18 protein-coding genes are annotated in these 20663 nt (G+C 64.5%); 10 read left to right on the top strand and 8 right to left on the bottom strand.

The genetic code is table 11. From position 1 onward, the window contains the following. Positions 1-137: 137 nt before the first annotated feature. The gene (locus J2Y54_RS06070; protein WP_310037782.1) at positions 138-581 is read left to right on the top strand and encodes a hypothetical protein; all 444 of its coding nucleotides are present in this window, start codon (positions 138-140) and stop codon (positions 579-581) included. A 57-nt stretch (positions 582-638) separates the two neighbouring features. Here J2Y54_RS06070 and J2Y54_RS06065 read toward each other — a convergent pair whose 3' ends face one another. Continuing rightward, positions 639-1049, bottom strand: coding sequence for a thermonuclease family protein (locus tag J2Y54_RS06065; protein ID WP_310037779.1), 411 nt, complete (start codon positions 1047-1049; stop codon positions 639-641). A 484-nt stretch (positions 1050-1533) separates the two neighbouring features. Here J2Y54_RS06065 and J2Y54_RS06060 point away from each other — a divergent pair, with 484 nt between their 5' ends. From J2Y54_RS06060 to rlxS, 6 genes are all read left to right on the top strand, one after another. After that, positions 1534-1854, top strand: a complete 321-nt coding sequence (locus J2Y54_RS06060) for a DUF736 domain-containing protein (protein ID WP_179510978.1) — start codon at positions 1534-1536, stop codon at positions 1852-1854. 179 nt (positions 1855-2033) lie between these two features. Then, a complete protein-coding gene (locus tag J2Y54_RS06055) occupies positions 2034-2255 on the top strand; it encodes an AlpA family transcriptional regulator (RefSeq protein WP_310037777.1) in 222 nt (73 codons plus the stop codon). Continuing rightward, entirely contained in the window at positions 2248-2844 is a 597-nt protein-coding gene (locus J2Y54_RS06050) for a S26 family signal peptidase (protein WP_310037774.1), read from the top strand. Before J2Y54_RS06055 ends, J2Y54_RS06050 begins: the two co-directional genes overlap by 8 nt. Further along, complete coding sequence (locus J2Y54_RS06045; RefSeq protein WP_310037772.1) at positions 2832-3461, top strand: lytic transglycosylase domain-containing protein; 630 nt, start codon at positions 2832-2834, stop codon at positions 3459-3461. Before J2Y54_RS06050 ends, J2Y54_RS06045 begins: the two co-directional genes overlap by 13 nt. Before the next feature lie 320 nt (positions 3462-3781). Then, positions 3782-4141, top strand: a complete 360-nt coding sequence (locus J2Y54_RS06040) for a hypothetical protein (RefSeq protein ID WP_310037771.1) — start codon at positions 3782-3784, stop codon at positions 4139-4141. 344 nt (positions 4142-4485) lie between these two features. Continuing rightward, complete coding sequence (gene rlxS / locus J2Y54_RS06035) at positions 4486-6498, top strand: relaxase/mobilization nuclease RlxS (protein ID WP_310037769.1); 2013 nt, start codon at positions 4486-4488, stop codon at positions 6496-6498. Positions 6499-7126: 628 nt separating this feature from the next. Here rlxS and J2Y54_RS06030 read toward each other — a convergent pair. The 7 genes from J2Y54_RS06030 to J2Y54_RS06000 all read right to left on the bottom strand — a co-directional run bounded on the left by J2Y54_RS06030 (position 7127) and on the right by J2Y54_RS06000 (position 16283). Beyond that, complete coding sequence (locus tag J2Y54_RS06030; protein ID WP_224921311.1) at positions 7127-7366, bottom strand: hypothetical protein; 240 nt, start codon at positions 7364-7366, stop codon at positions 7127-7129. Next, positions 7363-9345: a heavy metal translocating P-type ATPase gene (locus J2Y54_RS06025; protein WP_310037767.1), complete on the bottom strand. Its 1983-nt coding sequence runs from the start codon at positions 9343-9345 to the stop codon at positions 7363-7365. Before J2Y54_RS06025 ends, J2Y54_RS06030 begins: the two co-directional genes overlap by 4 nt. Beyond that, complete coding sequence (locus tag J2Y54_RS06020; protein ID WP_310037764.1) at positions 9342-12566, bottom strand: CusA/CzcA family heavy metal efflux RND transporter; 3225 nt, start codon at positions 12564-12566, stop codon at positions 9342-9344. The genes J2Y54_RS06025 and J2Y54_RS06020 overlap by 4 nt, the downstream gene beginning before the upstream one ends. A 3-nt stretch (positions 12567-12569) precedes the next feature. Next, positions 12570-13760 (bottom strand): efflux RND transporter periplasmic adaptor subunit, encoded by a 1191-nt coding sequence (locus J2Y54_RS06015; protein WP_310037761.1) that lies wholly within the window; start codon positions 13758-13760, stop codon positions 12570-12572. 2 nt (positions 13761-13762) lie between these two features. Further along, positions 13763-15040 carry a TolC family protein gene (locus J2Y54_RS06010; protein ID WP_310037758.1) on the bottom strand — a complete coding sequence of 426 codons (1278 nt, stop codon included), beginning with the start codon at positions 15038-15040 and terminating at the stop codon, positions 13763-13765. 60 nt (positions 15041-15100) lie between these two features. Continuing rightward, positions 15101-15436, bottom strand: coding sequence for a hypothetical protein (locus J2Y54_RS06005; RefSeq protein ID WP_310037757.1), 336 nt, complete (start codon positions 15434-15436; stop codon positions 15101-15103). 199 nt (positions 15437-15635) lie between these two features. Beyond that, on the bottom strand, positions 15636-16283 hold the full coding sequence (locus J2Y54_RS06000; protein ID WP_310037754.1) for a cation transporter: 648 nt from the start codon (positions 16281-16283) through the stop codon (positions 15636-15638). A gap of 65 nt (positions 16284-16348) precedes the next feature. Here J2Y54_RS06000 and J2Y54_RS05995 point away from each other — a divergent pair, with 65 nt between their 5' ends. The 3 genes from J2Y54_RS05995 (at position 16349) to J2Y54_RS05985 (ending at position 20542) form a co-directional block, all read left to right on the top strand. Further along, positions 16349-16738 (top strand): helix-turn-helix domain-containing protein, encoded by a 390-nt coding sequence (locus J2Y54_RS05995; RefSeq protein ID WP_310037752.1) that lies wholly within the window; start codon positions 16349-16351, stop codon positions 16736-16738. 211 nt (positions 16739-16949) lie between these two features. Next, positions 16950-18887, top strand: coding sequence for an AAA family ATPase (locus J2Y54_RS05990; RefSeq protein WP_310037750.1), 1938 nt, complete (start codon positions 16950-16952; stop codon positions 18885-18887). After that, a complete protein-coding gene (locus J2Y54_RS05985) occupies positions 18884-20542 on the top strand; it encodes an ATP-dependent helicase (RefSeq protein ID WP_310037748.1) in 1659 nt (552 codons plus the stop codon). The genes J2Y54_RS05990 and J2Y54_RS05985 overlap by 4 nt, the downstream gene beginning before the upstream one ends. Positions 20543-20663: the final 121 nt, after the last annotated feature.

Here is a 20663-nt window from a genome sequence, read left to right as displayed (position 1 = left end):
ATCCTTCCATTTCTGAAAAAATTCGGCCGCGCGCCCGCGCCAGCAATCGGGTCGGTCATACCCCCGGTATGACCTGAACAGCGCGGGGCGCTGTTCACCCGTTGCTCGGGCGCGGGCGCGCGGCAAAGGAGATCATCATGACCGACCGTGTATCCGCGAGCATCACCATCGGCGGCACCTTGCCGCGATCCTTGTTGCCCGATTTTTTCGCGCTCATTCAGGAGCAGGGACTGTCCACCGAATGGGACGGCGAACCCTTCACCCCCGCGATGGTCCGCGAGGGCATGTCCCTTGAACTCATGGCGCATGAAGTGGCCTGGGGCCGGTTCGAGCGCCTCGAAAGCTGGTGCGTCGAGCATGATCTGCCCTTCGCGCGTTGGTCGGGCGGTTATTGCGGCCAATGGGGTGCCGAGCGCGCCGTGTTCACCGGCGCGGGTGAGGTGCAATGCTATGCCGCCGACGAGGACGACTATCTCCTGATCGGTCGCTGCACCGTCGAGCGTCTCGGCAGCTACGCAGCGATCCTCGGCCACTTCGCGGCGGGCGATTTCGCCGTGCCGCCGTTGCGGCTGATGCCGTGAATATCGGCCGCACCCCGGCCTGCTGGCGCGGGCCGGGGCGCGGCTGGTTCCTTATTTTCATCGCAGCGCGCGCGCGCACCAGTCGGGCTTCCGCTGCCAGCGCGGCCACCAGCGTGCGATGCCGCTCGCCGCCAGTTCGGACCCGACATCGCGACCGGCCAGCGTCACTTGGGCGACCGTGCGGTTGTAGCTGCGCCCGACCCGCATGACGGTGACAGTCCGGCCATCGAGCAGCGTTCGGGCACGCGCGGTCGCGGCCCGGCCAAGTACGATCTCCGCTCTACATCTGGCCTGTCCCGCTTGCGTCTCCGGGGCGTCGATTCCGGCAATGCGGATGCGTTCGCCGCTCTCCAGCCGGAAGGTATCGCCGTCGATCACAAGGCCGACACGCCCCTGGTCAGGCGGCGCGGCGGCGATCAGCAACAACGCCGCGCAGACGGCCGAAGTATGGAGGACGATCCCCGACATGGTGCGGGCCGCAATCGCCTTCCACGCCGGACCCGAACCCCCGATCTGTCGTCATCGGCCATGCTGACGGCAGTCGCGGCAGCGTCGCGCTGCGTGCGGCGGAGGATCGATCCGATGAGGCTCCGGTAATGTCCGCGCAACCCGCTGTCCGATCCATCGCGTGGGTGAACCGACGGCATGATCGGGATCGCCACTGCCATCTCCCGCACCGTTTTCGGCTCCTCGGGCGCATGACCTGGGACGGCCGCAGTCCCGCGAAACCATCGCCGCGCGGCTTATTTCCCCGCCCGCGCCCACCCCACGCGGCACGCCGCGCGGGACCCCGAGCTTGCGGCCTCCTCCCGCTCGCTGCGCTTCAAATAAGCCTTCGGCTCCGGTCCTCCGCTTCGCTCCGGCCTGTCGGTTCGCGGGCCTGCTTTGACCGTCCCTTCGGTCCGCCCATCGCCCGGAAACGGTTCGGGGCGACTTTCTAAGGAGACGAACAATGCCAGCCATCGGTTATGTCACCCGCGACGGAAATGGCTTCAAGGGCCAGCTCAAGACGCTCTCGATCCGCACCGACATCGAGATCATTCCCAACACCCGTAAGTCCGGCGACACCCAGCCCGACTACCGGGTGTCGGCAGCCGGCGTCGAGGTCGGGGCCGGGTGGGTCCGGCGCGGCGAAATGAGCGGCAAGGACTATGTGTCGCTGTCGCTCGCCGCCCCCGAATTCGGTCCGCGCCGGCTCTACGCCAACCTCGGCCGCGCCGCCGGCCAGGACGACGATGACGCCTTCGCGATCATCTGGAATCCCGCCGACTGAGCGAAGCGCCCCGCGTCCCGAAAGGACGCGGGGCATCGCCACCGGCCCGAAACGCCGGTGCCAATTCGGGGGGTCGGAATCGCAGGGGTCGATTTGCGACCCTGCCGAAGACGACCGGATCGATCCAATCCGCGCTCATCAGCCGACGCCGGGTGCGTGGGCGCAGATGGAGCTTCATCATGGATACCGCCGAACGGGCGCAGGCCGCGCGCGAGACCTGTCCCTTCCTCACCGCCAAGCAAGCGGCTTTTCATCTCGGCCTCGCCTACTCGACGCTGAAGCGCCTGCGCCACACCGGCAAGGGGCCGAAATGCCGCCTGCATGGCCGAACCTGGCGCTATCATATCGACGATATCGAGACCTGGTCGGCAGCCCGCGCGCGCGGAGGCGACCGTGGTTGAGCGCCGGATACGCGACCGCCCGCTCCCGCTTCTCGCCTGGTTTGAGGTTCGCCGCGCGGAACGTCAGCGCATCCGCGCACGCCGCCTGCGCCTGGGGCGACGCGCGGCGCTGCTCGGTATCGGCGTCGCTTGCCTTGGCGTCACGATCGCCGTCCCGCCGCTGCCCCGGCTGGTGTGGAACGCGAGTGCGAGCGCACCTGTCGGCCTCTATGCCGTGTCGCCCGGCGCGCCGCTCGAACGCGGTGACATGGCGATTGCCTGGCCGCCAATCCAAGCACGGCAACTCGCCGCACGCCGCCACTATCTTCCGAGCAACGTGCCACTGGTGAAGCGGGTTGCTGGCGTTGCGGGAGACACAATCTGCGCAGTGGATCGCGTCGTGACGGTCAATGGCAGGCCAGTCGCAACGCGCCGTGCCGCCGACGCAGCGCGCCGTAATCTACCCGCGTGGCGGGGGTGCATCCGGCTTGGACGTGGCATGCACTTCCTGCTCCTGACCGAGACCCCGGACTCGTTCGACGGGCGCTATTTCGGACCGACGCTGGCGCAGGATGTCATTGGCAAGGCGACCCCGTTGTGGCTGCGCTGAGGACGCTCGCGCTCGGCCTCGCGCTGCTCGTCGCGACCCCCGCCGCCGCCAATCCGTCGGGAACCGATCCGGTCTCCCGCTGGCGCGCCGAGATCGCCGAGGCGTCCGCCCGGTTCGGCGTGCCGGTCGCCTGGATCGAGCGGGTGATGCGCGCCGAAAGCGGGGGCCGGACCATGCTTGGCGGACGACCGATCACCTCCCATGCCGGCGCGATGGGGCTGATGCAGTTGATGCCGAGGACATGGCTGGCGATGCGGGCCGCGCACGGCCTGGGGCGCGATCCCCATGATCCACGCGACAATATTCTCGCAGGGACGGCTTATCTGCGCGCGATGTATGACCGGTTCGGCTATCCTGGGTTGTTCGCTGCATATAACGCGGGTCCCGGTCGCTACGCCGCCCATCTCGCCACCGGCCGTGCGCTGCCAGCCGAGACGCGCGCCTATATCAAACAGGTGTCGGGCGGGCCTTTGATGCCATCCCCATCGCGCGCGTCGCAGCCGCCATCGACCTTGTTTGTCGTGCTTCGGCCCAGCAATCTGTCGGCTGATCCATCGCGATCGCGCACGCCGGACGCGCCGCCAGATACGCTGTTTGCGATCCGCGCACCCCGTTGAGCCTGCATGTGTTGCTGCGTCGAAGGGTGCGGACTGCGCGGGCATCGCGCCACCTTGGATGTTGGAGGGGCTCGTCTCGGCAAGGCCCAGCATGACGGGCGGCGAAGCGGCTGTGCAAGGCCGGCGGCCCCTCCAATTTTGCCGCGAACCGGAGGCTGCTGCGCAGCCGCGTTGTTTGTTTGCAGCGCAACAAAATCGGTTCCTCCGCCGCCGCTGCGCGGCGCTTCCGGCTTCGCCTCCAGCGGCCCTGACAGCCGCCTCGCCACCCGTCTTCGGATGTCTGTCCTCGATGAGGAGGATTTCAAGCAAAGGAGGCGATCATGACCATGTTTCAACCCATCGGTGTAACGTCGGACCGCGTAGTGGCGACGCTGGTGGCAGGGCTCGAAATCGAGTTTGGGCGGGGCGCAGGCGAGGCGCTAGCGACACGGTTTCTAGAGGCTGAGGAGAGCGATTTCCTGTGGGAAGCGAGGGCCTCAGAACGCTGGCTCGGTGCGTATCCGGCACATGACGAAGAGGATATCGAGCTCGATCGGGTGGCGATCACGGGACGGTTGGATGGCCGCTGGTTCGTCGCGGTGAGCATCGTCGATGGCGATGGGATGGCGCAGGGATTGATGGGTCGGCGCAACTTCAGAAGCGAACGCCAGGCACGCGAAGCGTTCGCAGCGACGCATTGATCGCAGCATCGCAAACGCCGGGACACAGGTGCCGGACAGGCATCGTGTCCCGGCTCATTTTTGCCTCGGCTCAGGCCAGATGGGCAGGCATCAGGTCGGCGGAAATTGGCGACAGGAGCGGTTCCGACGGGAGGGTGGCGTAAGGCAAGATAAAGCTATGGCACTGGTGTTCCATAAGCCTTTGTCTGCACATCGTTTTTTGGAACCGCCACCGGCACTGCTCTCTCGGCACCCGTGCCGTTCGGCCCGGACATGGCGGTATTGCACCACATTCGGCGGCACCGGTTTTCAGGGGAACCGCACAGGGTCATGCTTGCCGCTCCGCACCCCTTGGAATCACCACAATGGCCGACGACGACAGCTTTGAACCGCGCCTCGGGCGCCAGCGTCAGCAGGGTGCCAAACGCGCCCGGCGCTATCTCGGCCGCGTCCTTGCCGCCGCCAACCTTGCGCGCGGCGGCGCGGTGGCTTCCGGTCTCGCGCGTGGGGCGTTCTCAGGCGTCCGGATCGGACGCGGTGCGGGTGTCGGACGCCTGCTCGCCAGCCGCGGCAAACATGCCGCCGCGAACGGCCGCCGCGTCATCGTCAAGGCGAGCATCGTCAAGCTCGCCGGCAAGGGCGCATCGACCGCTGCCGCGCATCTGCGTTACCTCCAGCGCGACGGCACGACGCGCGAGGGCGAGCGGGGTGCGCTCTACGGGCGCGATGCCGACGCTGTCGACGGCAAGGCGTTCGGCGGACGGGGAGCTAACGATCGCCACCAGTTCCGCTTCATCGTCTCGCCCGAGGACGGCGATCAATATGACGATCTGAAACCGCTCACCCGGCGGCTGGTGGCGCGCATGGAAGAGGATCTTGGAACGAAGCTCGACTGGGTCGCGGTCGACCATTTCAACACCGGTCACCCGCACACCCATATCGTGGTGCGTGGGAAGGACGATCGTGGTGCCGATCTCGTCATCGCCCGCGACTATATGACGACCGGCATCCGCGAGCGTGCCGCCGAGCTGGTCGATCTCGACCTTGGCCCGCGCACCCACCGCGAAATCGCGCAGACGCTGCGCGTAGAAGTCGAGCAGGAGCGCCTGACCTCGATCGACCGGGCCTTGCTCAAGGGGATGGACGCCGCGCGGATAGTAGCGACCAACGGTCGCGATGCCGCCGACCAGGCGCTGCGCGCCGCCCGGCTGGCGAAACTGTCGCGCCTGGGCCTGGCCGAGCCGCTCGGCGCGGGACGCTTCCGGCTTGTGCACGACCTTGCCGATACGCTCCGTGCGTTGGGTGAGCGCGGCGACATCATCCGCACGATGCAGCGCGACTTTTCCCGTGCCGCGACCGTGCGGGCGCCGGCAGATCGGGCGATCTACGATCCCGCCGCGTCCGGTGCCCGCCCGCTGGTTGGCCGCGTGCTGGCGCGCGGGCTCGCCGACGAACATGCCGATCGCCATTATCTGATCGTCGACGGGGTCGATGGGCGCAGCCACTATGTAGCGATCGGCAAGCCTGCCCTGAGCTTCGTCGATGGTGGCAAAGAAACCGATGCCAGCTTGCCGCGCGGTGCGATCGTGCGGATCGATCCGGTAAGCCCGACCGTGCGGGAGGTGGATCGGACCATCGCCGCGGTCGCCGCCGCGAATGGCGGACGCTATGATGTGGATGCCCATCTTCGCTACGATCCGGCCGCGACTCAGGTCTTTGCCGAAACCCATGTCCGGCGGCTGGAGGCGATGCGGCGGACGTCGGGCATCGTCGAGCGCGAACCCACGGGCCGCTGGATCATCGCGCCGGACCATCTGGCACGTGTCTCGGCCCATGAAACAGCGAGGCTACGGGACCGTCCGGTCGCGATTACCTTGCTGTCGTCGCAGCCGCTTGACCGGCTGGTCGATGCCGACGCCGCGACCTGGATCGATCGCGAGCTGATTTCGGCCGCGCCTGAGGCGGTTCGAGATGCCGGGTTCGGACGCGAGGTGCGCGAGGCTCAGGCGCGGCGTCGGCAGTGGCTGGTGGCGCAGGGTTTCGCAGAAGAGGCGGGCGGCGGCACGCCGTTCCCAAAAAGCATGGTTGCGGTGCTTCAGCGGCGCGAGCTGCTGCGTGTCGCGGGCCAGCTCTCCGACGAACTCAAAGTGCCGTTCCGCGAAGCTGCCGAAGGCGACCGTGTCGAGGGCCGTTATCGCCGCCCGGTCGACCTTGTCAGCGGGCGCTTCGCGCTCATCGAACGGTCGCGGGATTTTACGTTGGTGCCGTGGCGCCCGGTGCTTGAGCGGCAGGTTGGCAAATCGGTTTCAGGGTTGATACGCGGCGACGGGATTAGCTGGTCGATTGGGCGTGGTCGAAGCGGGCCGGGGATTTCATGAACAGGCCGCTTTCGTGACGGTCAAGTTAGGGAGAAGGCTGCAACCGACCGCAGTCGGTCAAAATCAACCGTACCCGGCGATCATCGTGACGTCCGCCCTTGAGAAACAGGCCGATAGGGCGACCCAAACAGACATTCGGCAACGCGCTCGCCTTGTCGTAGCTCAAACAGCTTGCGGCGACCTCCGAAAGCACTCCTTCGGTCAGCGCGACGGTCGGTCCGGAACGTGCGGCCAGTCCTCATGATATCTAACCGAAATCCGTTCCACATCTTGATAGTTGGTCTCGGCCATGTAGGCACTGAATGATCGACTACCCCGGCCTCGGCGCGAAGATGGTCCAGGCCGGGTTGCAATCGTCTGCGGGTCGCGCCGATCGGAAAACATGGCAGTTACGTCGATATGGCCACGGCCAGCCCTGTACACTCCGCGGCTCGGTCGAACGGTGCCGACCACCCTTATGCCGCTTCCGACCTGATAGGCGTGGAGCCAGTAAATCCTAATCGGGTCGTTGGGCACGTTGATCGCCAAAGGCTGCAACGGGATCGGCTGCAACGTCGCACACCCTGAAAGCACAATCGACAGCGCCAGCGCTGCAAGCGCCAGATGCGGTCGCGGACAATCAACCATCCTACTTCTCCTGATTATTGTTGCGGCGGACGCCCATTCGCCAAGGGCGCAGCGGGGAGGGCAGTACAAGGCGTAGCTGCGCCGCCCGTCCGCGGATGGCATCAACCGTCCGGTGTAACCTTCGCGCGATCTCGCCCGGAGGGTGTCGCGCCTCGATCATCTGTATCAGCGCGGCATCGTCGGCCTCGGTCCATGGGCGCGGCTTGCGGCGCGCGGAGGTGTCGGTCGGATCGCTGCTCATTGGCGATACGCCAACAGACGAAGGGCATTGAACACGACCAGCAGTGTCGATCCCTCGTGGATCATCACCGCCGGTCCGATGCCCAGGCCCAGGATCGTAGCGGGCACGAGAAACCCGACGATGCCAAGGCTAACCACCAAATTCTGCCGGATGATGCCGCGCGTTTTGCGGCTTAGACCGACCGCGAAGGGCAGATGGGCGAGGTCATCCGCCATGAGCGCGACATCGGCGGTTTCCAGCGCCACGTCCGAACCGGCGGCGCCCATCGCGATGCCGACCGTCGCATTGGCCATCGCCGGCGCGTCGTTTACGCCATCGCCCACCATCGCGACCTTCGCTTCGCCACGCAGCTTGCGGATCGCCTCGACCTTGTCTTCGGGCAGCAAATCGCCCCATGCCTCGTCGAGGCCGACGTCGCGCGCAATTGCCTCGGCAACCTTCTGGTTGTCGCCCGAGATCATGATCATCCGCGTGATGCCGAGCGCATGAAGACGCGCGATCGTGTCTTTCGCAGCCGCGCGCGGCGTGTCCATCAGCCCGATGGCGCCGAGATCGCGTTCGCCGTGACGCACCACCATCGTCGTTCGCCCGCCGTCCCGCAGCCGGGCGATGGCATCGCGCATGGCATCCGAAAGCGGCGCAATGCCATCAGTGCCGAACATCTCCGCCTTACCGATCAGCACCGGCTCGCCATCGATCTTCGCGGTGATCCCGCGTCCGGTCAGACTGGTGAGATCGGTCGCGGCGGGAAGCTTGATCTCGCCGAGCCGTTCCTCGCCGTCCTTGGCGATCGCACGCGCGAGCGGATGGTCGCTGAGCCGCTCGACCGCCACCGCGACCGCAAGCAGATCGCGCTCATCCACACCGTCCGCCGGGAGGATGTCAGTGATGCGCGGACGCCCTTCGGTCAACGTGCCGGTCTTGTCAAAGGCGATGGCCTTGAGCGATCCCAGATCCTCGAGCGGACCACCACCCTTCACCAGCACGCCGCCTCGGGCAGCGCGAGCGACACCGGATAGCACCGCGCTCGGCGTGGCGATTGCCAGCGCGCAGGGGCTTGCCGCTACCAGCACTGCCATTGCGCGATAGAAGCTGTCGCGGAACGGCTCGTCGATCACGACCCAGGCGAACAGCAGCACGACCGTGAGAAGTAGTACCGACGGCACGAACACGCGCTCAAACCGATCGGTGAAACGCTGGGTCGGCGACTGGCGCGTTTCGGCCTCGCTGACCAGTTCGACGACGCGCGCCAGCGTCGTCTCATTCGACTTGCGCGTGACCTCGACCTCGATCAGACCGCTGCCGTTGATCGTGCCGGCGAACACACGATAGGGCGCTTCGATCGTGTCCGATCTGGTGCGCGCCGCGGTTTCGTCGGGCACGGGCCGCTTGTCGACCGGCATGCTCTCACCCGTCACCGGCGCCTGATCGATGCTGGTCGTCCCTTTGACGATGAAACCATCTGCTGGCAGCCGCTCGTCGGGTTTGACAACCACCGTGTCGCCAACCACGAGTTGCTCGACCGGCAACTCGACCAGCTCGCCATCACGGCGCACCAAAGCTGTCTGCGGTGCCAACTCAGCCAACGCCTCGATCGCCCGTTTGGCGCGCCCCATGGCGTAGTTTTCGAGCGAATGCCCAAGGCTGAACAGGAACAGCAGCAGCGCGCCTTCGGCCCACGCGCCAAGCGCCGCCGCACCCACTGCGGCGACCAGCATCAGCGTGTCGATCTCGAACCGCTTGTGCCGCAGGTTGTCGATCGCTTCGCGCAACGTGAAGAAGCCACCGAACAGATACGCGGCGACGTAGCAGGCAAGCGGTATCCAGCCTGGCGTATTGGTCAGCTTCTCGAGCGCAAAGCCGATCGCGAGCAGCGCCCCGCACAGCAGCGCGAAGATCAGTTCGGTATTTGCGCCAAAAATCCCACCGTGCGCATGATCGTGCCGGCCATTTGGCTCGGGTCGGGCTTGATCGGTCATGCGATGGCCTCCGTTGGACCGACGTCATCCCGTTCAACCTCGGCCACGTCGGTCTCACGCCGGCCGTAACGGGCGTAGAGCGTGGGCAGGACGAACAGGGTCAGAAGCGTCGCCGAGATCAGGCCGCCGATGACGACTGTTGCCAGCGGCTTCTGCACTTCGGCGCCCGACCCGGTCGCGATCGCCATCGGCACGAAGCCGAGCGAGGCCACCAGCGCGGTCATCACAACCGGCCGCAGCCGGGCGAGCGCGCCCTGCCAGGCCGCATCGGCCCTCGCGACGCCGCGCGCCATCAAGTCCTGGATCGAGGTGACCATGACGAGCCCGTTGAGCACCGCGATGCCGGACAAGGCGATGAACCCGACCGCTGCCGAGATCGAGAATGGCATCCCGCGCAGGAACAGCGCGAGCACCCCGCCGACCAGCGCGAGCGGCACGCCGGTGAAGACGATCGCTGCGTCGCGCACGCTGCCCAATGCCCCGTAGAGCAGCAGGATAATCAGCGCGAAGCAGGCCGGCACGACCAGCATCAGTCGCTGGCTGGCCGATTGCAGATTCTCGAACTGCCCGCCCCATTCGAGATACTCGCCGGCCGGAAGACGCACCTCTCTGGCGATGGCCGCGCGGGCGTCTTCGACCACCCCAGCGACGTCGCGGCCCCGGACATTGGCCTGCACGACGACACGGCGCTTGCCATTTTCGCGGCTGATCTGATTGGGACCAGCGGTCACCGCGATGTCGGCGATGCTTTCGAGCGGAACGAATGCGCCATCGGGCGTGGGGACGGGAACCTGCCCGAGCGTTTGCAGATCGGCGCGCGCGGCGTCGGTCAGCCGGATCGTCACCGCGAAACGCCGATCACCCTCGAAGATCATCCCGGCGTCGCGCCCGCCGATCGCGGCGGCAAGCGTGTCCTGCATGACCTGCGCAGTGATCCCCAGCCGCGCCATCGCATCGCGGTTGGGCCGGACGTCGAGCATGGGCAGACCTTCGGTCTGTTCGACCCGCACATCGGTCGCGCCCTCAACGTTACGCAAAATGCCCGCGATCTGGTTGGCCGTTGCGTTCATCGTGTCGGTGTCGTCGCCGAACACCTTGACCGCGATGTCGCCGCGCACGCCCGCGATCAACTCGTTGAAGCGCATCTGGATCGGCTGGCTGATCTCGAATGCGTTGCCTGGCAAACTTTCCAGTGCCTTCTCGATCTTCGCAACCAGTTCCGCCTTTGGCAGCTTCGGATCGGCCCACTCGTTGCGGTCCTTCATGATGATGAAGGTGTCGGAGATGTTCGGCGGCATCGGATCCGACGCGAGTTCGGCGGTGCCTGTCTTGGAAAAGACGAACTTGACCTCGGGAATCGCCGAGATGGCCTTTTCAACGCGAAACTGCATCGTCTGGCTCTGCTCGACCGACGTGCCCGGCACGCGGAGCATCTGCGCGGTCGCATCCCCTTCATCCAACTGCGGCAGAAACTCCTGGCCCAGCGTCATGAACGCACCGATCGCCAGCACGAAAGCACCGACGGCGGCGGCAATCGTCGCGCGTGGCCGCTTCATTGCCTTGTTGAGACCCGGCTCGTAGCGCCGTTTGAGCCAGGTCATGATCCGGCCCTCCTTCTCCTCGACCGGCTTCGACTGCCAGATCGCCAGCATCGCCGGCACGAAGGTAAGCGAGAGGATGAATGCGCAGACCAGCGCCAGGATTACGGTCAGCGCCATCGGCGTGAACGTCTTGCCCTCGACCCCGGTGAGCGTGAGCAGCGGAACATAGACGAGGATGATGATCGCCTGGCCATAGACCGAGGGGCGGATCATTTCGCGCGTGGCGCTCGCCACCGCGTGCAGTCGTTCGCCCTTGTCGAGGGTGCGGCCAAGGTGATGCTGGCGTTCGGCGATCCGTCGCAGCGCATTCTCGACGATGATGACGGCACCATCGACGATCAGGCCAAAGTCGAGTGCTCCGAGGCTCATCAAATTCGCCGACACGCCGCCACGCAGCATACCAAAGCTGGTCATCAGCATGGTGATCGGTATGACCAGCGCCGCGATGAGCGCGGCCCGGAAATTGCCGAGCAGCAGAAACAGCACGACCACGACGAGCAGTGCGCCCTCCGACAGATTCTTGGCGACGGTCTTGATTGTCGAATTGACCAATCCCGTGCGGTCGAGCACCGGCTGGATGATGATATCGGTCGGCAACGAGGCGTTGACCTCGTCGAGCCGGTCGGCGACCGCCGATGCAACATTTCGGCTGTTCTCGCCGATCCGCATAACGGCTGTGCCGACGACGACTTCCCGACCATTTTCGGATGCCGATCCCATCCGTGTTGCCTGGCCGAGCTTTACCGTTGCGACCTGATTGAGCAGGATGGGCACGCCTTCGCGCGTCGCGATCACGGTGCGGGCAAGCTGGTCGGCATTGGCGATGCGCGCGTCGGAACGAACCGCGAGACCTTCACCGTTGCGATCGACGACACCTGCGCCGACCGCGCTGTTGTTCGCCTCAAGCGCTTCGGCAAGGTCGCTAAGGCTGAGTTTGAGCGCGGTCAGCCGCTGAACGTCCGGCACGACCTGATACTGCTTCACATAGCCACCGATCGAGTCCACGCCTGCCAGGCCGGGAACCGACTTGAGCAACGGCGCGACGATCCAGTCCTGCGCAGTGCGCAGATAGGTCGCCTTGTCAGCGTCGCTGACCAGCCGGTCGCCTTCCGGCGTGATGTAGCTGCCGTCGGGCTGGATGCCCGGCTCGCCGGCCTTGTGCTTGTCCTCGGGGCGATGAGCCATGTGGACGGTCCACATATAGACCTCGCCAAGGCCGGTCGCGATCGGTCCCATTTCCGGCGCGACACCCTCGGGCAGGTTTTCCTCGGCGGTGCGCAGTCGTTCAGCAACCTGCTGGCGCGCGAAATAGATGTCGGTGGCGTCGGTGAACACCGCAGTGACCTGCGCGAAGCCGTTGCGGCTGAGTGATCGGGTATATTCGAGACCGGGAATGCCCGCGAGCGCGGTCTCGATCGGGAATGCGACTTGCTTCTCGACCAGTTCGGGCGAAAGCGCCGAGGCGCGGACGTTAATCTGCACCTGGTTGTTGGTGATGTCGGGAACGGCATCGATTGGCAGCCTCGACAAGGAGACCGCGCCGATAACCGCGGCGATGAGGGTCAGGAGCAGCACGAACCAGCGCCGCTCGACCGCGAAATTGACAATGCGTTCGATCACGGATCAATGCCCTCCGTGCTCGGCTTCGCCCTTGGCGAGCTCGGCCTTGAGCGTGAAGCTGCCATTACCGGCGACTTCTTCGCGACCGGTTAGGCCGGACGTGACTGTGACCGTACCGGCGCCGCGAGCGCCGAGTGTGACCGCCTGGGCGCGAAATCCGGTCGCAGTGCGGACGAACACGGTGTTACGGTTTTCGACGGTCTGGACTGCGGCAGCCGGCACGCTGACCGCGCCGCCCCCTTCGCCGGGCAAACCCAATATCGCGGACACCGGTTCGCCGACACGCCACTGGCCGGCACGGTTGTCGATCAGCGCGATGGCGGCAACCAGGCGCGTCGTTTCGTCGAGCACTGGCGAGACGAAGCTGAGCACCGCAGCCGAGCGGCGGCCACCCGCGCTGATCTCGACCGGCGTGCCAACCCGCACGCGCGCGGCATCGGACGGTGAAAGCGAAATCGTTACCGCGACGCGCGACAGGTTGGAGACGCGAAACAGTTCGGCATCTGCCGCAACCGTTTGGCCGAGCACAACCGGTCGTGCGGTGATGCGCCCGCCAAGCGGCGCGACGACACCGATGCGGTTGAGTGCGCCACCGCCGACGCCAGCCGCAGAGACCTGCTGTTGGGCAAGGCGCAGTGCGATACCGGCCTCAGTCGCCGCGGTGCGAGCCGCGATAAGATCGCGTTCCGGCGAGACACGCAGCTTGAACAGCCGGTCTTCGCGCCGCAGATTGGATTGGGCGAGCGCCGAACGTGCCCGCGCCGCTTCGACCTCGGCCCTGAGCGACGCGGCTTCACGGCTTTCGATCACGGCGACCACCTGGCCGCGCGCGACGGCGTCGCCCAGATTGCGGTTGAGTGCGACGACGCGACCGCCAATCGCTGCGGAGACCACTTGTGTCCCCTGCGGATCGCCCTCGATCGTCGCCGGGAGCGTCAGCGCGCCGCCGCCGGAGGACAAGACCCGGACAACCTCGATGCCCGCAGCCTTGATCTGCGGTGCGGTCAGCGTGATGACGCCTTCCTCGCCTTCGCCTTCTCCATGGGCGGCTTCGTTGCCGCCATGATCATCCCCGGCCTCCGCACCGGCTTCCGTGGCCTCGCTGTTGTTGGCGGCATCCTCGCCACCTGAGCAACCTGCAAGCAGCATCGCCAGGACGAGCGGTGCCGCAGCCCCGCTTACGAGCTTTTTCATCGTCAATTCCCCGTTTGCACCGGCGTGGGAGCCGGTGTGGTCAGCCGGGCGAGACGCGCCTCGGCATCATGATATTGTTCGAGCGCATCGACCGCGGCGGTGCGGGCATCGAGCAGTGCCTGTTCGGCTTCGAGCAGGACCAGCTGGTCGAACTTGCCCTCGCCATAGCCAATGCGTGCGATGCGCGCGGCTTCCTGTGCGGCACTGAGTGCCGGACCAGACGCCCGCACGCTTGCCGCCGCCCGATCGCGGTCGGCGCGCGCCGCAGTGATCGCACGTTCAGCCTCGAAGCGAGCCACTCGCCGCTTGGCTTCACTCTGGTTGCGCAGCGCCGTGGCCTGCCCCACGGCAGCCCGGCCGTTGTTGAACACCGGCAGCGGCACCGAGACGCCCAAGACCATCGCCATGTCGCCGCTGGCCTGAAGACGGCGCGTACCCGCGCTTACCGTCAGGTCGGGGATGCGCTGGCTTCGCGCGAGGCGAAGTTGTGCATCGGCGGTGGCGACGTCGGCACCCGCGGCCGCGAGCGCCAACGTGCCATCCGCATTTGCCGGTGTCGCAGGGCCCGCCCGAACGTTGTCGATACGATCGAACCACGGCTGGTCGAGGGCACCGGGCAGGCTGGCGCCGACGAACTGGGCGAGCGCCAGCCGGTTCGCCTCGACGCTGCGCTGCGCACGCTCCAGCTCGGCTTCCGCGTTTGCCGCCAGCAAGGCAGCGCGCTGCTGATCGATGGGCGAATTCGCACCGGCTTCGACCCGGTCGCGCGCGATACGCAAATTTTCGCGCGTGACCCCAAGCTGGTCCTGCGCGATCGTCAGCCTTCGTTCGGCGGCGACCGCCTCAATATACGCTTGTGTGACTAGTAGCCTGAGGTCGGCTCGCGTGATCACCGCGTCAATCCTAGCGCGCGCCGTCTGCGCGTCGGCTACTGCGATGCGTGCGGGTCGCTTACCGCCGAGTTCGAGCGGAAGCGCGAACGCAATCGTTGTCTCGGCTTCGTTGATGCCCTTGTACGGGCCGGTGCCGATTACATTCTCGACATCGGCGCTGAGCGTCGGGTTCGGTCGCAACGCAGCGACTACACGACCCGCTTCGGCGGCTTCGATGCCGAGCGCCGCCACTTCGTTGGCTGGCGCGATCGCGCCCGCCTGAGCCAACGCTTCGTCAAGCGTTAGCGTCTCGCCAGCTGAGACCGGCGCGGACGATGTCGAACTTTGCGCCTGCGCAATCCCTGCGCACGACGCCGCGGCGAGAAGCGCCGCGTAGATGGACTTCATGATGGAACACTCCTGACAGCCACAAACAGCCGCCGGGCATCGGCCCGCGGCGGAGGGGCGTCAGGCTTGCGGAGGTCTCAACGCGGGGTCGGGCGCGGCCGCGACCAGCACACTCGCCGGGCCGCGATCACGAATATTCTCATGTGAGGTTAGCGTCGCTGTCACAGCGGCATCGTCGAGCGACGCGAAATGGTGGCCGTGGCAGCCGCCGTGCTGATGCGCGATGTTCTGGTCGCTCTTGCCGGTCTCCGGCGCGTTCTGATCGGCGTGATCCACGCCCGGCAGCGAGGGAGCCATCTCGACGCAGATCGACCGCTCCACGGCATGCGCGACCGGCGCAGTGCCGATCGACAGCAGCGCAAACGCACAAAGCATCAAGGTGAGCAGACGGATCATCGCGATGCCGCGTTATCCTGTCGAGGCCGGGTTGTCATCTGCAAAGTGTGCGCCAATGAAGTTGATATAGCGTATCATATCGCCGACGGAAGTGAATTGGGCCACCGTCATTTCGAGTTAACGCTTGAGACCATAAAGATCCTCGCCAAAAGTCTGAACTCATTCCGTATCGATGTCCGATGTATTTCATCTTCATCTTTCATTTGACTTGCAGACGGAAGATGCCGTGCTGCCCGGACGCGGAAATTTCACGCTTAGCCTGACGGATAATCTGAACACCGCCGGTGATCCCCAGGCCGGCCATGATCGCTGCCACGATCAGATCAGGCCAGGCCGTCCCGGTGCCGAACACCCCGACAGCAGCCATGACCACGGCGATGTTGCCGATCGCATCGTTGCGCGAGCAGATCCACACCGACCGCATGTTCGCGTCGCCCGCGCGGTAGCGGTAGAGCATCAGTGCAACCCCGGCATTTGCGATCAGCGCCACGAAGCCAATAACGCCCATCACCTCGGCCTCGGGCGTCTGTCCGTCCCACACTGCCCATAAGGTTGCGCCGAGAACATAGGCACCAAGCAGAAGGAGCGTTACGCCCTTGAACAGTGCGGCACGCGCCCGCCAGCCGAGCGCCATGCCGGCAACGCCGAGGCTGATCGCATAGTTGGCCGCGTCGCCCAGGAAATCGAGTGCATCGGCCTGAAGCGCTTTCGATCCGCCCGCGACACCGGCGACCATCTCGGCCACGAACATCGTCGCGTTGACCACCAGCGCGATCCACAGCGCGCGCCGCCATTTGGGGTCATTGTTCGCGTCGGACTTGTCCGACGCACAGCTGTTACACGCCATTGCCACCTCGCACGACTCGACATGACTGGCTATATGGACCCTGTAGTAACTCCAGGGTCAATGGCATGAAGATCGGTGAACTTGCGCGAGCGACCAGCACCAAGGTCGAAACAATCCGCTTTTACGAGAAAATCGGCTTGCTTCCCGCGCCCGCTCGGACTGGAGCGAATTATCGCGCCTACAATCAAAATCAACTGGCCCGTCTGTCCTTCGTGCGCCGCGCTCGCGACCTTGGATTTACGCTAGATCAGATACGCGGTTTGCTCGCTTTGTCAGATGATCGGGACCAGTCTTGCAGTGCAGTCGATACCGTGGCTCGTCAGCACGTGTCCGAAATCGACCGCAAGATCACCGATTTGCGGGCGCTCCGCCGCGAACTGCAAGAGATGCTCGATCAATGCAGCCAGGAGACGGTCTCAACATGCCGGATCATTGAGTCTTTGGCGCCACGCTGACTTGGCGTCTCGTTGAGCGAAGTGACGAACGACCGATTCGGTCGCTCCAAGCGCTCGCGGAGATACCCGACCCTGGGCGTTAGCTTGTAGAAGCTGACTCCGAAAAGCGACCGTTCCCAGAACGTCCGCGCAAGGTTATTGCCGGCAATAATTGATCGCACAGCGCAGTATGAGTCAGTGCTAAGACTGCTAACCTCCGGGGGATGGACCGATGAAGCTCGCGCATTTGCGCATCTGTAACTTCAGGTGCTTTGGAAATGTCGCTACTGAGATCGGGTTGGACGACACGACGTTCATCCTCGGACCTAACGGCACCGGCAAAACTGCGGTCCTGCAGGCGCTGGCAAGAATGTTCAGTCTCGATCCTGCGCTGCGCAAGATCAGGCATTCGGATTTTCACATTGCAACCGATGAAGCACCCGATGCCGCGCCGGAAGAGCGCAGGCTCTGGATCGAAGCCGATTTCGACTTTCCCGAACTCGAACTGGACGACGAAGACGCCATGCCCGCCGTGCCGGGCAATTTCGCGCACATGCTGATGGTGGACGATGATGAGGCCGTGCGCGTCCGTTTCCGTCTGGCTGCGACGCTCGATCAGGATGGCGATATTGAGGAAACCTTCACCTATGTGACCAAAACCGACGATGCAGGGGTGCCGACCGAGGAAAGCCGCGCATCCAAGCAAGATCGCAATGCCATTCAGGTGCACTATCTGCCCGCTCGGCGCGATCCTTCCGATCATATCTCCTACTCGTCCAATGCGCTGTTGGGCCGGGCATTGCGGGCGGCGGACTGGAGCAGTGAACGTGCGGCAATCGGCGATCTCACCGCGCAGATCACCGCAGCGCTGACCGGCAACGCCGCCATCGAAAGCATTGGCGAATCCCTGACCACGATCTGGAGCCAACTGCACAAAGGCCAGTTCTTCGCCGACCCCGGGGTTTCCTTCGAGCAGAGCGAGATCGATACGCTGCTTCGCCATTTGAGCCTGACGTTCACGCCCGGACACGGTGAACCTCTCGTTGATTTTTCGCGGTTGAGCGACGGTCAGCAGTCGCTGCTCTACATCTCGCTGGTACTCGCCATGCGCGAGATCAGCGACAAGGTGCTAGCAGGCGAGCTGAGCGCGTTCGATATCGATAAGCTCCGGCCTGCAATCTTCACTCTGATTGCGGTCGAAGAGCCGGAGAACAGCCTGTCGCCACATTATCTGGGACGCATCGTGCGTGCCGTTTCCGAATTCGCCAAAGGTCAAAATACCCAAGCGCTCGTGGCAACGCACGCGCCGTCGCTTCTGCGGCGGGTTGCGCCCGAGACCATTCGTTATCTGCGGCTCGACGGCAACCGCCGCACGGTCGTTACGCGTGTCGTGCTTCCTCAAAATGCGGACGCCGCCAAATATGTGCGCGAAGGCGTACAAGCCTTTCCGGAGCTGTATTTCTCGCGGTTCGTGATCCTGGGTGAAGGCGACAGCGAGGAGGTCGTTCTGCCGCGGCTGCTCGGCGCGCGCGGGATTCTTACCGATGACGCGTCGATTTCGATCGTTCCCCTGGGCGGTCGGCACGTCAATCATTTCTGGCGGTTGCTGCACGCGCTCGGCATTCCGCACGCGACACTGCTCGACCTTGACCTTGCTCGCTATCAAGGGGGCTGGGGCCGGATCAAATATGCCGCGAAGCAACGCCTCAAATACGGCGATATCGAAAACGCCGGCATCGACGACGACGATATCGCGGGCATTCCGGCCTGGGACAGCGATCTGGGATTGCTGGACGATGACGATGACTGGATCGAGTATTTCGCAGATCGGGGAATCTTCTTCTCTTCTCCGCTTGATCTCGACTTCATGATGATCGAAGCGATTGGCGAAGTGTACAAGATTGACGACGACGAGCGCGAGGAACCGGACGAAAGCACGCTCAAGGCGGTTCTTGGCAAGAAGCACGACACAGTTGATGGCCAGTACTCCGACGAGCAGCTGGAGCTGTTCGATGCCTATCACCGCAGGTTCAAGATCGGCAGCAAGCCGGCTTGGCACATCCGGGCGATGGCGGCGCTCGATGATGCGGAACTAGCGGCCGACATGCCAGCAGTTATGACAGCGCTGATCGACTATGTTGAAACCGCACTGGAAGGCCTGCCAGAATGATCTCGGCCGAGCGATGGTCTCCTGCCGACGGCTTGACGCTCGAGCCGAATGCGATGGCTGCCGCTACGGAGATCGCACGCAATCTGGCGCTGACCGCAGGTCCGGGTGCCGGCAAGACCGAAATGCTCGCGCAACGTGCGGACTTCCTGCTTCGGACCGGCACTTGCCGCTATCCGCGGCGGATCCTCGCCATCTCCTTCAAGACCGATGCCAGCCAGAACTTAAAGGCGCGCGTCCGCAAACGCTGTGGACCCGAACTGGCGGCGCGCTTCGACAGCCACACCTTTCATGCATTTGCGAAGCGGATCATCGATCGCTTTCGCCCCGTGCTCACCGGACGGGATGCCCTGGGCCCGGACTATTCGATCGGTACACGTCGGGTGCAGCGCCAGTCCATCACCTTCGCCGACATGGTGCCGCTCGCCCATACGATCATCGAAGCCAGCCTCATTGCGCGCAACGCAGTGCGTCAGACCTACACCCATATCTTTCTCGATGAATTCCAAGACTGCACGGCCGAGCAATATCGCCTGATTCTCGCTTGCTTCGGGGGCACCTCGGCGATTCTGACAGCGGTGGGCGATACCAAGCAAAGCATCATGGGCTGGGCCGGCGCGCTTGAGGGTATCTTCCAGACCTTTGCCGATGAGTTCGATGCGCTGCCGCGCAATCTCTACCAAAATTTCCGATCCGCACCGCGGCTACGCCGCATGCAGAATGCGATGGTCAAAGTGATGGATCCACCCGCCGCGCTCGACGATGCGGATATCCTCGGCGAGGAGGGCGAGATCGCTATTCTTCGTTTCGACGATGATGAAGAAGAAGCTGCCAGCCTGACGGGGCAAATCCGCGACCTGATCGACGATGGCGTCCGACCCTCTGAAATCGCTATTCTCGTCAGCAAGCAGCAGAACCTCTATTGCCAGCGCCTTACGGCCGCATTCGAGGCCGCCGAAATCCCGTTTCGTGAGGAAGACAAGGAACAGGATCTGGCCTCCGAGCCGGTCGCCTGCCTCCTCATCGACTTTCTTCTAGTCGCCAGCGGTTCGCGGCAACCCGCTGCCTATCGTCGATTGTTGGACATCGTCGTGTTCAACCATGGCTATGACGAGGAACGCGAATATCAGCTGCGCTCACGCTGGGATCGCTTCGTTACAGAAACTAGGCGGCAGATCGCGTCGGCAGAGATCAATCTAGGCCATATCAACGACCTGCAAGCCGTTGCCACGGCGCTGGTAGGCGCAGTTGGGCGGGACAATCTCATCGCGCTTTCGCCTGACTACGGGCATGGGGGCCGCCTCGATCAACTGATAGAACAGGCACTCGAACGCGCGCATCTGTTGCTGCAAAGCAACGCGGACCCCGCGACGGCCTTGGCGTCCTTTTCTGGCGACAGCGCGGTCCGCATCATGTCGGTACATAAGAGTAAGGGTTTGGAGTTTGATACAGTTGTCATTCTTGGGGTCGAGAAAGAGACTTTCTGGGGCGAATCATCGGCGGAACGCGCTGCCTATTTTGTCGGGATTTCCCGCGCTAAACAAAGGCTTTGGCTAACCACGTGTCACTGTCGCCATCGCCCGGATGGCGCTAAGCGCTGGGATGTCGAGCGTCGGGAGCACGACGAATTTCTTGGCTACGCGCTTGATGGCGATTGAGCCGAACTTATGCAGCAATCAGCAAAACTCGACATCGGCGTGATTGTGTCAAGCTCGGTGAGCTCTTGGAGTTCTCGCAGGTACCTGACGAGACCCCGCTGTGCCAGTTTTTAAACCAGTC

Source organism: Sphingomonas sp. BE123 (genome assembly GCF_031456015.1).
Taxonomy (GTDB): Bacteria; Pseudomonadota; Alphaproteobacteria; order Sphingomonadales; family Sphingomonadaceae; genus Sphingomonas.
The sequence above is the reverse complement of the archived record's forward strand: the minus strand, read 5'-3'. Positions and strand labels throughout refer to the sequence as shown.